The organism is Streptococcus sp. HMSC034E12, from assembly GCF_001835915.1.
GTDB classification, from domain to species: domain Bacteria; phylum Bacillota; class Bacilli; order Lactobacillales; family Streptococcaceae; genus Streptococcus; species Streptococcus vaginalis.
Genome location: NZ_KV826486.1, coordinates 1 through 610, shown reverse-complemented (window position 1 = coordinate 610; position 610 = coordinate 1). Strand labels below are relative to the sequence as shown.

Annotated in this window: 1 protein-coding gene; it reads right to left on the bottom strand. The window is 47.7% G+C overall.

Features of this window, described 5'->3' with window-relative positions:
- Window positions 1-610, bottom strand: a 610-nt coding sequence (locus HMPREF2574_RS10630; protein WP_306806742.1) for a lytic exoenzyme target recognition domain-containing protein, incomplete at both ends; no start/stop codon positions are given.

Below are 610 nucleotides of genomic sequence, written 5' to 3'. Positions count from 1 at the left end.
GACCGCTTGCTGCAAGTGTAACGTGTCGCCAATAGTAACCACCAGAGCCGTAAGCTCCCTCACCGTCAGAGACAATTTTATTAGGGTTTATGACAAAATAGCTACCTACTTTTGTCACTTGGTCTGCTAATAAATTGCCGTTTCCGTCCACAAGGTCAATGTCTTCGCAGGCAATGCCGTTTTGCGTCCAGTCAAATTCGACTGGCGCAAGGTAGTTACAACGTACTTGCCAAATGCCGTTGACAAACTGCAAGTCGTTGACTTGATAAACCTTTAACTTATTGCTTGTTTGTGGTTGAGCTGGTGCAGGCGCTGGGGTTTGCCCACTCGCCCCCTCACGAAAAACAATTTCGCGGGGGCGACCATTGAGTTCCCAGATTTGGTTGTAGTCGTTTTCGGTCACGCCATCATATCCGTAATTGCAATGGATTGCTGTAGTCGGACTTGTCATAATCATAACGTGACCAAATGCACCAAGGGAGCTAGAGCCGTCTCGTGGCGCCCAAATAACCACATCTCCACGTTGGGCTTCAAATTCGCCGTCTACACCGTCAAAGATTTTACCATAACCAATTGTAGGGAGGGCTTGTTGTAAGCTCTCTGTGTTGTT